The organism is Aeromonas sp. 2MA4 (assembly GCF_029237305.1).
In the GTDB taxonomy this organism is placed as follows: Bacteria; Pseudomonadota; Gammaproteobacteria; order Enterobacterales; family Aeromonadaceae; genus Aeromonas; species Aeromonas salmonicida.
The window spans coordinates 16028-29753 of record NZ_JAACFY010000007.1 but is presented as its reverse complement, the minus strand read 5'-3'; the positions used below and the strand labels follow the sequence as shown (position 1 = coordinate 29753).

Annotated in this window: 10 protein-coding genes; 2 read left to right on the top strand and 8 right to left on the bottom strand. The window is 61.0% G+C overall.

Translation table 11 applies throughout. The features are described 5' to 3' along the window. The first annotated feature begins 72 nt into the window (after window positions 1–72). Together rbsK and GWQ31_RS09250 are read left to right on the top strand one after the other, a co-directional pair. Window positions 73–1005 (top strand): ribokinase, encoded by a 933-nt coding sequence (rbsK, locus tag GWQ31_RS09255; protein WP_275909190.1) that lies wholly within the window; start codon window positions 73–75, stop codon window positions 1003–1005. Beyond that, window positions 1005–2015: a substrate-binding domain-containing protein gene (locus GWQ31_RS09250; RefSeq protein ID WP_212539479.1), complete on the top strand. Its 1011-nt coding sequence runs from the start codon at window positions 1005–1007 to the stop codon at window positions 2013–2015. Before rbsK ends, GWQ31_RS09250 begins: the two co-directional genes overlap by 1 nt. A 61-nt stretch (window positions 2016–2076) precedes the next feature. On the opposite strand, the gene GWQ31_RS09245 is transcribed toward GWQ31_RS09250, so the two are convergent. The 8 genes from GWQ31_RS09245 to pheT all read right to left on the bottom strand — a co-directional run bounded on the left by GWQ31_RS09245 (window position 2077) and on the right by pheT (window position 13725). Further along, window positions 2077–3729, bottom strand: a complete 1653-nt coding sequence (locus GWQ31_RS09245) for a GGDEF domain-containing protein (protein ID WP_275909189.1) — start codon at window positions 3727–3729, stop codon at window positions 2077–2079. Continuing rightward, window positions 3729–4205, bottom strand: coding sequence for a hypothetical protein (locus GWQ31_RS09240; RefSeq protein ID WP_275909188.1), 477 nt, complete (start codon window positions 4203–4205; stop codon window positions 3729–3731). The genes GWQ31_RS09245 and GWQ31_RS09240 overlap by 1 nt, the downstream gene beginning before the upstream one ends. A gap of 87 nt (window positions 4206–4292) precedes the next feature. After that, complete coding sequence (cobB, locus tag GWQ31_RS09235) at window positions 4293–5066, bottom strand: Sir2 family NAD+-dependent deacetylase (protein ID WP_005315566.1); 774 nt, start codon at window positions 5064–5066, stop codon at window positions 4293–4295. A 90-nt stretch (window positions 5067–5156) separates the two neighbouring features. Further along, entirely contained in the window at window positions 5157–5756 is a 600-nt protein-coding gene (locus GWQ31_RS09230; RefSeq protein WP_275909187.1) for a GNAT family N-acetyltransferase, read from the bottom strand. Window positions 5757–5759: 3 nt separating this feature from the next. After that, window positions 5760–7007: a response regulator gene (locus GWQ31_RS09225; protein ID WP_275909186.1), complete on the bottom strand. Its 1248-nt coding sequence runs from the start codon at window positions 7005–7007 to the stop codon at window positions 5760–5762. A 1-nt stretch (window position 7008) separates the two neighbouring features. After that, window positions 7009–10971, bottom strand: a complete 3963-nt coding sequence (locus GWQ31_RS09220) for a transporter substrate-binding domain-containing protein (protein WP_275909261.1) — start codon at window positions 10969–10971, stop codon at window positions 7009–7011. Between the two features lie 54 nt (window positions 10972–11025). After that, window positions 11026–11322: an integration host factor subunit alpha gene (gene ihfA, locus GWQ31_RS09215; protein ID WP_005300715.1), complete on the bottom strand. Its 297-nt coding sequence runs from the start codon at window positions 11320–11322 to the stop codon at window positions 11026–11028. Window positions 11323–11325: 3 nt separating this feature from the next. Further along, window positions 11326–13725, bottom strand: coding sequence for a phenylalanine--tRNA ligase subunit beta (gene pheT / locus GWQ31_RS09210; RefSeq protein ID WP_275909185.1), 2400 nt, complete (start codon window positions 13723–13725; stop codon window positions 11326–11328). Window position 13726 lies beyond the last annotated feature (1 nt).

Genomic DNA, 13726 nt, shown 5'->3' with positions numbered 1-13726 from the left:
GAGTTTCCATCAGCTGTGCATCTTGGCTTGGGCCCACTCAAACCAAGATGTTCCAAATCAAGGGTGATAAGAATGAATCGTCTCGTTGTTCTGGGCAGTGTCAATGCGGATCATGTACTGCGCGTCCCTCATTTTCCTCGCCCCGGTGAAACCCTGACCGGCCACAGCTATCAAGTGGTCCCGGGTGGCAAGGGGGCCAATCAGGCGGTGGCTGCCGCACGTCTCGGCGCCCCTGTCTCCTTTATTGCCCGCATCGGTGATGACGCCATCGGCCAGCAGATGCGCCAGGGTTTCGAGCAAGATGGCATAGACGTCAGTGCAGTAGAACTCGATGAGACCTTGCCCACCGGCATCGCCATCATCTATGTGAGCGACGAGGGGGAAAACAGCATAGGCATCTCCGCCGAGGCCAACGGCGCCCTCTCTCCTGCCATGGTCAAACGCCATGAAGCCATGATTGCCGATGCCCATACCCTGCTGCTGCAGCTGGAAGTGCCGCTTGAAAGCGTGTTTGAAGCCGCCAAGCTGGCTAGATCCCACGGCACCCGGGTGGTACTCAATCCGGCGCCTGCCCGCCCGCTCCCGGCCGAGCTGTTGGCGCTGGTGGATCTCATCACCCCCAACCAGACCGAAGCCGAGCTGTTGACCGGCGTCAAGGTGAGCGACGAGGCCAGCGCGGCTCTGGCGGCCGACCGCTTCCACCAGATGGGAATAAGCGATGTGATGATCACCCTGGGTTCCCAAGGGGTCTATTGCAGCAACGCCCGGCAGCAACAGCTCATCCCGGGTTTTCGGGTTGAGGCAGTAGACACCACGGCCGCAGGCGATACCTTCAACGGCGCACTGCTGGCCGCCGAGCTTGCCGGAGCGGGCTTCAACGCTGCGGTGCGCTTTGCCCACGGTGCGGCGGCGCTTTCTGTCACCAAGTTCGGCGCCCAGAGCTCGATCCCAAGCAAGGTTGAGGTCGACGCCTTCCTGCTTGCCCAGACTGCGCAGGGGCACTGATGGCCAACATCAAGGAGGTGGCGGCGCGGGCAGAGGTCTCCACCACTACCGTCTCCCATGTCATCAACGAGACCCGCTTCGTGGCACAAGAAACCCGTGAGCGGGTCTTTGCCGCCATGCGCGAACTCAACTATGCCCCCAGCCTGGTAGCCCGCAGCCTCAAGGTGAAGGAGACCAACAGTATCGGCATGCTGGTCACCACCTCCAGCAACCCCTTCTTTGCCGAGGTGGTGCGCGGGGTGGAGCGCTACTGCTTCGAGCAGGGCTACAACCTGATGCTGGGCAACACCGAAGGTCAGGCCGAGACGGCGCTCTCCTACCTCAAGATGATGTTGCGCAAGCGGGTCGACGGCCTGCTCATCATGTGCAGCGAGGGGCAACAGGAGGTGTTCAACCAGCTCGACTGGCTCAAGAGCCTGCCGGTCGTGGTGATGGACTGGGGCATGGAGAGCAAGGACGTGGACCTCATCGCCGACAACTCCCATCGCGGCGGTTATCTGGCCACCCGCCATCTGCTGGCACTCGGTCACACCGATGTCGGTTGCATCACGGGCCCCCACAGCCGAGCCCCCGCCAATCAGCGACAGGCTGGCTTTGAGCAGGCGATGCAGGAAGCGGGTCTGGCCGTCAATCCGGCCTGGATCCAGGAGGGAGATTTCGACTGTGCCAGTGGTTTCAATGCCATGCAGCGCCTGCTGGCCCAGCCCAAACGGCCGAGCGCCCTGTTTATCTTCAACGACATGATGGCCATGGGGGCCATCAGTGCCGCCCATCAGGCGGGGTTGAACATACCGCAGGACATCTCCATCGTCGGTTATGACAATGTGGCGCTGGCGCAGTATCTATCGCCGCCACTCACCACCATCAATCAACCCAAGGAGGAGCTGGGGCGCCTCGCCGTTACCCGGCTGCTGGCACGTATCAATGGGGTGACAGTGGATAACCACCTGATCACTGTTGATCCAGACCTGGTGATCAGACAATCCTGCGCGCCCTTCCCGTCCCCCTGACCCGCTGAAAGACGCATGCAAAAAGGGCGACCCATGGGATCGCCCTTTTTATCGCAGCCAGTCAGGCCTGCCGTGCAGCCTGAACATCTGCCGGAATGAGGCGCACCAACCCCAACTGCTGTGCCAGCGGCTGCAACAAGCCGGTGTGGCTTGCGCTCTCCGGCAACCAGTAGCGCACCGGCCAGCCGGCGGCCAGCAGCGTTGGCGTGCTGCTGCCAAGCTCGCTCAGCGCCAGGGTACAACCGCGCTGATTCACCTTGGCCAGCAAGCTGGCATCCTGTTGCAAGGCAGGTAACAGCAAGATCGGCTCAACATGTACAGTGGCGGGTAGATAGGCCAGCACATGGGCCAGTTGGGCCTGATGATTGAGCGCTATCAGCAGGGGTGGAGGCTCACCGAGAGCGGCTTGTTCATGCTCTTGCAATAGCCGCGCGATCACGGGCCCCAGTATGCCTCCCTCCTGCAGCCAGCTCATCTCGCAGGGTGCCAGATTGTCCTGCCAGCGCAGCAACACTCCCCTCACCCTGAGCCCGTTCTCACTGCTCAGCCATGGCATATCGACCACCAGAGGGGATGGTATCCGGTGTGCCAACCAGTCCCGCAGCTGGTGCAACTGACGCTGGGTCAGCTGCAATTGCTGCAACATACCTGGCTGAAACCAGGCGATATCCTCATTGGCATCGCGTTTGGCCTGATTGAGGGCAAGGATGGCCTGATCCAGCAGTCGATTGGGATCCTGCGTCTCCTCTACCTGGGCGACCCCCAGCCTGCACGCCAGCTCGAAACGGCTCTCCCGGGTCACGAACTCGAAATGCAGCAGTTGCTTCAGGGCCTGGATCTGTTCCTCCATGCCCTGTATGTCTTCGGTCAGGATCACAGCAAACTCGTCCCCTCCCAGCCGATAGGCGTGCCCGCTGTAGGCCTGCTGCAGCTTGGTCGCCACCGTTTGCAACAACCTGTCCCCCACCTGATAGCCAAGCAGATCGTTGACCTGTTTGAAGCGCTTCAGATCAAGCACCACCAGCGCCTGAGCGCGGGAGGATTGCAACGAGCGAGTCAGCTGCTCCTGCAAGGCCCGGCGATTGCCGAGCTGGGTCAGGGGGTCGAGCAAAGAGAGGCGCCGGTTTTGCAAGTTGGCTCGAATGAGGGCAAACACCAGGGCACCACCGGTCACCAACAGGATCAACTGACATATTTGCAGCCAAAACAGGCTGCTGCGGATCTGGTTGACCGAGGCTTCCCGCTCCTGACTGGAAAGGATCCGATCGCCCACCACCCCAATCTGATGGGTCTGTTCGGCAATCCTGGTCTGCAACTGCTCGAGCTCGGTCCCTTCGCGCAACTGCCCGGCCTGCATCTGGGGCTCGAGCAGTTTAATCTGCTCGAACAGTTCGGCCAAGGCCTTGCCCAGTCCGTGACGCTGCCTCGCATCGGCAGTCTCGCTGCTGATGAGGAAGATATCCAGCCGGTTCCACAACAGATCGTAATCCAGGCTCAGGGTCTCCATATCCAGTTGCCCGGCCCGGTAGAGGCGCAAGTCGTAGAGAAAACGCTGGGATTCCAGCATCACCTGGCTGATGTTCCAGTGGATGTTGCGATAGAAGGTATCGACCAGCTGCTCCTGGCGGTGCTGCAGATAGAGCCCGCAACCCGAGGAGAACAGAAACAGCAGAGTGATCGAGACCAGGAGCAGATTGTGACGCTGACGACCCATCAACCGATGATCTCGATGCGGGTTACCTGCCAGACCATGCAGTTATGAATGAGGGGTATGTCCAGCTTGGGGTAACTGGAAAGGGGGATCAGCAACCAGAGCGGCCCCTTGTTGCGGCGGGTCAGCGGCTTGCCATCCTCATGGCGCACCAGGGTCAGTGGTGCCTCCTCAAACAGGGCGGGATCCACCACCTGCTGATAGCCATTAAGTGCCGAGACGGCAATTTTGCTCACATTCTTGACTCCTTGCGCCGCCAGCACGGCCGCCAGGGTCGGGCCACGGTAGTCATGCATGCCCGTGGTCCAGGGGGTCGCTGTCTTGAATTGGGTTTGTGGCAAGGCGGCCAGTGCAGCGTCATCGAGCGTTATCTGCCGACCATCGGGCAGCACCAGTGTCATCAGGGGGATAGATGCCAATGCGCTGGCACTGGCCAGCATCAGGAAGAAAAAAGCGATCCATTGCTTCACTAGGGTCATGATCATTTGCGCCATCTGCGTCCCATATTTGGGTTGTCAGTGTCGCGATTTCACTCTCTCATTGCAACTGTGACATCACACAGTAGCTCAGGATCCACGCATCTCCATCCAGTTGTGACCCTCTATCTGTTTGGGTTGATGCACGCCGCAGCGCTCCAGCAACTCGTCAACGAAAGCGGGTACCAGCAGAGAGGCCGGTCCATAGCGCTTCTCGTCAAACTGGCTGCCCACCTCGCTCGGTTCCAGGTTGAGCTCTATGGTATGAGCGCCGTTGAGGCCAGCCTCGTGCACGAAGCCGGCAGCAGGGTAGACGGCCCCCGAGGTCCCGATGGAGATGAAAAGGTCGCACTGGGCCAGGGCGCCATAGATACGATCCAGCCCCAGCGGCATCTCGCCAAACCAGACCACGTGCGGGCGCAGCGGCTGGGGGAACTGGCAACAGGAGCAGAGTTCGTCCTGATGGAGATCGCCGCGCCATTCGATCACCTGGCCCGACTCGGGACAGCGGGCCTTGAGCAGCTCTCCGTGCATGTGGATGAGGTTTTTGCTGCCCGCGCTCTCGTGCAGGTTGTCGATATTCTGGGTCACCAGGGTGACTGTGCCAGGCAACAGGCGCTCGAGGCGGGCCAGGGCATAGTGGGCAGGATTGGGATGGATCTGCGGTTGTTGCAGCTGATGACGGCGCGAGTTGTAGAAACCCTGCACCAGGGCGGGATCCCGGGCGTACCCTTCCGGGGTCGCCACATCCTCCACTCTGTGCTCTTCCCACAAGCCATCACAGGCACGGAAGGTCTTGATGCCGGATTCGGCAGAGATACCGGCGCCGGTAAGAATGACGATGTGTTTCGCTGATTGCACCATGACTGCTTCCCTCTGATCCCATACAAGGCTGACCTTAGCACAGGCTGAAAAGGCAGCCTATTCACCCTTGGTCTTATGAGGATACCCGCTTCACAGGGTATCGAGCACGCTCAGATCGAGCCGGACAAACACCAGCTCCCGCCCCGTCACCAGGGTGAGCGGCAGCCCCAACCCGCGCAGGAGCGCCAGCATGGGGCGATTCTGGGCCAATACTTCCGCCGTCCACTCCCGAATGCCCTCGGCGCGCGCCAGCAGTGCCAACGCCAGCAGAATGCGCCGGCCCGCCCCTCTGTGCTGGAAGTGATCTGCGACCAGACAGGAGAACTCGGCCCGGTCCGGGTGCAGCCGCCGACGTATGGACTGGGCCTGGGCCAGCGGCCGCCCCTGACCATCAGTCAGCAGCAGCGCTATCTGGGGGGCTCTGGGATAGTCGAGAAAGAAGGCCAGTTGATCCTCGGTAACCGGCTGTTTTGCCCGCATGAAGCGCAGGTAAATGCTCTGCTCGCTCAACACCTCGTAGGCGGCTCTGATCGATTCCGGATCGGCGCCAGCCAGCTCCTGCAAGCTACAGGGGACCCCGCCCACTTCCATCATCAAGGGCAAGGAGGCCCGAGACGTCGGATGCAACCAGCCGGCCAGGCTACGTCGCAAACGCACCTCATCGGGGGGCCAGCAGAGGTAACGGGGCACGGGTTACCAGCGCCCTGTCATGCCGCGATCGCGCCACAGGGTACTGTCTAGCAGATTGAAGGGATCATCCAGATAGAGGGCAATGCCAAGCTCCCTGGCCCTATGGGTGAAGCGGCCCAGCAGGGAGTCCGCCGTCATGGCCTCGAGCCCCGGGAGCAGGCTCTGCCCCAGCAGCAGGTGCTGCAATGGCACCCTCTCCAGCAAATCAAACGGCATATGCTGGTCATTGTCGAGCAGCAGCGCAAGCTTGACGCCAGCCAGACTGGCTTGCAGCACCAGTGCGAACCGCTCCGCCTGGCTGAGCAGGTGATCACGGCGGTGAATGACCAGGGTCAGTTCAGTGGCATCTCGTCCCTGTCTGCCCAGCCAATCCCGCACCAGCTCCCACCGTGGCGGCAAACCTGTCACCGCCAGCCAGATGGGCAGCGGGGATGGCGGGTCGGACAAGAGCCCGAGCAGCCCCTTCTCTTCCCCCTGCCAGCTGCGGACGGTACGGCGCAGGCCACTGAGCCGCTGTTGCCGCTGTGGCCCCAGATAGAGCGCCTTGAGCAGCCGCAGCAGATCATCGCTCAACAACGGTTTGGCCAGGGCGGCCACCACATTGAAACCCGCATCGTGCAACAGCCGGCGGGACCCATCGATCAGGGTCTGATCGTGGGCCGACAGCAGTATGATGGGCAGGCCGCTTTGCTGATATTGAGGCTGGCTCATCAGCAGACCGATGGCATCCTGCTCCACCAGGCTGAGATCGCTGATGAGTAGCTTGACGCCCCCCTGTTCCAGGGCCTGGATACAGGCATCGCCATCCTGCACCCATTGGCAGGACAGACCCAATCCCTGGATCTCCTGCTGGATATGGGCGCCTTGAAACGGGTGATCCTCCAGCAACAAGATCTGCATCTGTGCCAGCCACTGCAGCCACTGCTGGTACCTGTCATGGACCCCTGTCAGCCAGTCATCCGAGAGCCGATAGATGCCATCGCTCTGGTTCATCAACTGCGGCAGATAGTCGGCACCGGCGTGTGAGGCGGGATCAAACAGGGCGATGGCACCGGCAGCAAACAACCCCTCCCACGGCCAGCGGGCATCGGGTTGCGTGCGACGCAAAGTGGCAAATTCGGGCAAGGTAACGGCTTTTGCCGCCTGATAGGCCACACCGTCCAGTGCATAGAGGGTCACCGGGTAAAAAAAACGCTCCTGGGTCTCTTCCGAGTTCAGCAACGCCAATAACTCTTCATCTGTGATGATCATGTCAGACTCTCTCACCTAATCGCCGGCAGACTTCATCCAGAGCGTGCCGCAGCGGGGACATCAGGGGTTGTTGTGGATCCCGTTTCCACTGCTCGATCACCTGGATCAGCGGGGTGGCGCCCACCATTTTGGCCGCCCCCTTCATCTTGTGTAAAGCCGCATCAAGCGCTTCAGCATCTCCTTGTGTGATGCACTGCTCAATGTCAGCCAGATCTTGACGAGTTGCCTCCAGATAGAGGTTTATCAACTCGCGGCTCAAAGGGGGCAGTGCCGGCTCATGCCACCCGGCCCCCATTTCCTCGCCTGCGGTGCCGGGAGAGGGTGCGGACAAGAGGACACTCGTGTCCGCAAGCCTTGGCACGCTGCGCAGTAAATTGGCCAGATCTTTAAGCAGCAGGGGCTTGTCCAGATGTCCTCGACAACCGCAGCTGGCCAGTCGCTGCGCCGCCTGTTCACTGAGATCGGCGGTGATAACGTAGGCAGGCAGATGATGCCAGCGCGCAGAATCCCGCAACTGCTGGCACAGCTGGGCACCATCCATCACTGGCATCTGCAGATCGGTCAGCACCAGATCCACGGTTTCGTGCTGCAGGATATCGAGCGCCAGCCGACCATTGGCCGCACTCAGTACCTCGGCCCCCAGCTGGGTCAACTGCATGCTGATCAATACCCGATTCACTTCGTGATCTTCAACCAGCAACACCCGCATCCCCTGCCCTGGCAGACTCATCTCCTCCAGGGCAGAGGACACCAGCCTGGGCTGCAACAGGCTGACCACTGAGCCTGGTACCCAGGGCTCACCCTGCCAGTCCCAATAACGCAGACCCTGATCATCTTCGGCGGCGCGCAGCAATGGGCCAGCGGGATCCTCGGTCAGGCCGAGCTCGCCAAGCCAGGGCACGAGATAGGCACGCTCCGCATCGTTCAGCTGGATATTGACGCTGGCCACTCTCGGTTGCCAGCGCGGCATCTCGTGCAGCAGCACCAAGGGCAAGCTGCAGGTGAAACGGCTGCCCCTGAGAGGACGCGGTTCGACCCGGATCTCGCCACCCATCTGCTCCATCAGCTGGCGGCTGATGGCCAGCCCCAATCCGGTGCCCTGAGCCCTGGGCTGACCCTCCTCTCCTCCCTGCTCGAATGGCAGGAACAGGCGAGGCAGCAGATCGTCGCTGATACCCGGCCCGTCATCATCCACGCCGCACAGCAGACGGTTGTCTTGACGGCGTGCCCACAGCACGACTTCACCTGCAGAGCTGAACTTGATGGCATTGGCGAGCAGATTGTGCAGCACCTGCTGCACTCTATGGGGATCCAGCTCCACCTGGGCGGGCAGGTGATGGTCGATATCCAGTCGCAGCTGCAACCGCTTGGAGCGGGCCTTGGACCAGTGAACCGCTGCCACATGCTCGCACAAATCAACCAGGTCGGTTGGCTGGGGAGAGAGCGCCAGCTGCCGGTTCTCGTTGCGGCTGAAATCGAGCACATCGTTGAGCAGACCGAGCAGCTCGTCCCCCGCCTGTCTGACATGGGAGAGCGCTGAGTGCTGCTCCGCTGACAAGGGGGTGTGATTGAGCCACTCCAGCAGCCCCAGAATGGCATTCATGGGAGTACGAATTTCATGGCTCACCGCCGCGAGGAAGCGCCCCTTGGCCAGGACGGCCTGTTCGGCCCGCTCATGGGATGCCTGCAAGGCACGCTCCTGCTCGACCCTGGCGGTCACATCCTGCACCACACCGTAAACCCGCCACCCCCCTTCCTGCTGGCTGCGGCCACGACCATAACATTGCAGCCAGCGCGTGCCCTTGACCGGATGTTCATAGCGCAGCGCGTAGGAAAAAGGTTGGCCGGCATGCAACATGGCCAGCATGGGCGCCCGCATCTCACGCCTGTCCTGATGTACAAGACGGCTGAGTGCGCTGTCGGGATGGCGGCGGATCTGCTGGCTGGCCAGGCCCAGCAGCTCGTAACTGCCACGGCTGATAAATTCGACCCGGGTTATTTTCCCCTGCTGCAAGAGGAACTGGATGACGACGCCAGGCACCGTATTGGTAAGGGCGCGCAGACGTCGCTCGGCCTGATGCAGCAAACGCGTGCGCTCGCGCAGGGCGCTGATGTCGGAGAGCGCGATCAGATCCCCCGCCGGTGCCTGCTTGCCCAGTCGCAGCGGGATCTGGGCATAGGAGAACACCTGATCGCCGAGGGTCATTTCCCCTTCGGTTCCCTGCAACTGGGACGGCGGCAGGCTGAGCTCGGCCAGATAGCGGGCTTCCAGCCGTTTGGCCTGCTTGTTGCGCTTGATGATCTCCCCCTGATCATTTCGCAGGAAGACGGGCACAGGCAGAGCCTGGAACAGGGACTCCCTGAACTGACTCTCCAGTGCCAGGGTCTGCTCCATCTCCTGACGCCGGCTCACTTCTCGCGCCAGCTGCTGGCGGGAGCGCCAGATCAACCAGATGACACCAGCACTGATCAGCAATGCAAGCAACACGGATCCCAGCCAGATGCCATAGCTGACGCCACTTTGCTGGGTCAGCACCAGCTGACGCCAGCGCTGGTTGAGATCAGCGTTCTGCTGGCTTGTGATCGTCATCAGACTCTGCTCCATCACACCGGCCAGCCTGGGGCTGTGGTGACTGATGGCAAACCCTAGCCCGAAACGATCCGGCAGCTCCTTGATATCCAGTCCAGCCAGCAGATTGTTGCGAAGCGGATATTGCAACTGATACAGCTCGGCCAGCATGGCGTCCGCCCTGCCTGCCTGTACCTCCGCAATACCCGATTCAAGGGTCTGGCTCTTGCGCCACGCATGCTTGCCCAAACGGGCCAGCATGTCGGGATCATAGAGGCTGGCGGGCACGACCACCTCGCCCTTGATCTCCTCGAGTCGATCGAAAGACCGCAACTTGCGGCTGACCAGGGCATAACGACTGTCTACCACTATGCGAGTGAAATCAAACTCGCCAGTCAAGGCTGGAGTCTCCAGCAGACCCGCCATCATGTCTGCCTCGCCACTGCGCAGCTTGGCCAGGGCGTCTTCGGTGTCCTTGACTGGCACCACATGAAAAATCATCCCGGTCTGCTGGCTCACCCGGCGCAGCACATCGGCGCTCCAGCCACTGAGCTGCCCCTGCTTGTCGATGCCGCTATAAGGCATCAATGCAGGGTTCACCACCAACTTGACAGCACGGGAGGTACCGACCAGCCAGGCCTGCTCCTTGTCGGTAAAGTGCAAGGGGTTGATGTCCTGCTCTCCCTGCTCCAGATAGCGCTCGAGATCCTTGTAGACGCCCCCGGGCGGCATATAGCGGATCGCCATGTCGACCAGCTCCCTGAGCTCTGGCTTGTCACGCATCATCAGCCGATAGCTGAGCACCAGCTCATCGCTGCGCAAACGGCGCAGACGCAGCCCCACATCCGGGTATTCGCGCATCAGGTAACGCAGTTGCAGGTAGTCGCCGAGGTAGGCAGTTCCCTTGCCCGCTACCAGTGACGAGTACCAGTTGACGGCATCGGTCAGGACCAGCTGGGTCGAATGGGGATAAAGCGTTTTGAGCACCTCGCTCGCCTGCCAAAGGGGTGACACCAGGAAGGTGGCACGCTCCAGCTCACCCTTGTACAGAATGGCGGACTCGGCTTCCAGCAGGGCACGACTGAGCGCCATGCCAGGTAACGCCTGCCGTGAAGGACCTATGTCAGGAATGAGATCGCAGCGCCCCGCCAGCAGGGCCTGCTGAACCGCGGGCCAGTTTGGCAGCTTCTCGTGCAGCAAGGGCACCGGCAGCTGTTCGGCCAGCCGGTCCAGCTGATCGATAAGCAGCCCCCCCGACTCCTCGAGATAGGGCGGCCGGATCAGGGCGGGGTAACAAATGGTCAGCGAGGTGAGAGTGTCGGCATACGCCTGGGTGGCGGGGGACAGAGGCAGCGTCATGGCCTGCACCGGCATGGCCAGCAACAGACCGAACAATAAGTTGGATTTCATCATGAAAAAGTAAAAGCCAGGCGTTTGCCTGGCTTTTTGTCACTCGTTGGGTTCAACATTTTCTACCCTGGCCTTGAGTTTCTGGCCAGGCCGGAAGGTCACCACACGACGGGCGCTGATAGGAATATCCTCGCCTGTCTTGGGGTTGCGTCCGGGACGCTGATTCTTCTCACGAAGGTCAAAGTTACCGAAGCCTGAAATCTTGACTTGTTCACCACGCTCAAGCGCCTGTCTGATTTCCTCAAAGAAGGCTTCCACCATATCTTTGGCTTCACGCTTGCTCATCCCGAGTTGGGTGAACAGGTGCTCTGCAATGTCGGCTTTGGTAAGCGCCATAGATCAATCCCTCAAGGATGCATTCAACTCTTCACCAAGGGCCCGCACGACATTGTCTACGGTCTCGGCAATCTCTTTCTCCTCCAGAGTGCGCTGGGTGTCTTGCAATACAAGACTGATGGCCAGGCTCTTCTTGTCCTCGGCCATACCAGCACCCTGGTATACGTCAAACAAGTTTATTCCAACTACCTGATTTCCGCCAACTTTTTTAATTACTGCGAGGACATCACCGGCCAGAACCTGACGGTCTACCACCACGGCGATATCACGACGGTTGGCTGGGAAGCGAGAAACCTCGGCAGCAACCGGCACCTTGGCAGGGAGCAGCTTGTTCAATTCCAGCTCGAACATGATGGCCCGGGTCTTGAGACCCAGCTTCTTCTCGAGGCTCGGGTGGATCACGCCGATATGGCCGAACACCTCGCCATTGCGCAAAATGGCTGCGCTCTGGCCCGGGTGCAGGGCACTGTGCTCGGTACGCTCGAAGCTGAAAGTAGCTCCTTCGGCAGTCAAGTCCAGCACGGCTTCCAGATCCCCTTTCAAATCAAAGAAGTCAGCTGCGCGGCTCTTGATGTCCCAGTGCTCGTCGCTCTGGTTGCCGGTGATGATACCGGCCAGCATCGGCTCCTGACGGATGCCGTTCTCGGCGCTCGCGTCCTTGATGAAACGCAGACCCTGCTCGAACAGACGCACCCGCGGCTGCTGACGATTCTGGTTGTAGACCACCGCCTGCACCAGACCCGGGAACAGAGAGACACGCATAGCGGACATCTCGACCGAGATCGGGTTGGGCAGTACGATGGCATCGCTCTGCGGGAACAGGGTTTGCTGAGTCTTGGGATCGACGAAGCTGTAGGTGATCGCTTCCTGGAAGCCGCGATCAACCAGCAGGTCGCGCACACGCTTCAGGGTCACCTGCCCTTCTGCCTGCTCAACCATCGCCAGAGAGGCGGCGGGTTTCAGGTTCGGGATATTGTTGTAGCCGTAGATGCGAGCCACTTCCTCGATGAGGTCTTCCTCGATGGCGATATCGAAACGCCAGGAGGGTGCCAGCGCAGTCCAACCGTCAGCATCCACGGTCACCTGCATGCCGAGGCGGGTCAGGATCTCGACCACTTGAGCATCAGCCACGCTGATACCGATCACCTTGTCGAGCTTGCTGCGACGCAGCTTGATGGGGGCCGCTTTCGGCAGATGGGCATCGGATTTGACCTCGATGACCGGACCCGCTTCGCCGCCGCACTCTCCGCCACAAATATCCAGCAGCAGACGGGTGGCTCTATCCATCACCTTGGCTTGCAGCTCCGGATCAACCCCGCGCTCGAAGCGATGGGAAGAGTCGGTGTGCAGACCGTAAGCACGGGCACGGCCGGTGATGGAGAGCGGCGCGAAGAAGGCGCACTCCAGCAGGATGTCGGTGGTGGTCTCGGATACACCGGTGCGGTTGCCACCGAAGATACCGGCCATGCAGGCAGGGCCTTTGGCATCAGCAATCACCAGGGTGGTCTCTTTGAGCTTCACCTCGTTGCCGTCGAGCAGGGTCATCGGCTCGTCAGCACGGGCGCGACGCACCACCAGTTCCCCTTCCAGGGTAGCTAGATCGAAAGCGTGCATCGGCTGACCGTATTCCAGCAGCAGGTAGTTGGTGATGTCTACGATGGCGTCGATGGAGCGAATGCCGCCACGGCGCAGCTTCTCTTGCATCCAGAGCGGGCTCTTGGCCTGCAGGTTCAGCCCCTTGATGACGCGCCCCAGATAACGGGGGCAATCGGCGGTTGCTTCAACCCGGATCGGGAAAGTTGCATCAATGGTGGCAACAGCAGGTGCCCAGGTCGGCTCGACCACATCCACACTGTTGAGCACGCCGATTTCACGGGCGAGCCCCGCGATACCGAGGCAATCGGCACGGTTCGGAGTCAGGTCCACGTCAATGGAGACGTCGTTCAGATTGAGATAGTCGCGAATATCGGTGCCGATGGGAGCATCGGCCGGCAGCTCGATGATGCCGTCAGCCTCGACGTCGATACCCAGCTCACTGAAGGAGCAGAGCATGCCGTGAGACGGTTGGCCACGCAGCTTGGCTTTCTTGATGGTGAAATCACCCGGCAGGGTTGCCCCTACTTTGGCGACGCACACTTTCAAGCCGGCGCGGCAGTTCGGCGCACCGCAGACGATGTCCAGCAGTTCGGCTTCGCCCACGTTGACCTTGGTCACCCGCAGCTTGTCGGCGTCCGGATGCTGGGCGCATTCGACCACTTCACCCACGACCACGTTGTTGAACTGGCCGGCCACCGCTTCCACGGCGTCCACTTCCAGACCGGCCATGGTGATCTGCTCGGCCAGTGCGTTGTCACTCAACTCGGTGCGGACCCACTCCATCACCCAGGATTTACTGAATTTCATG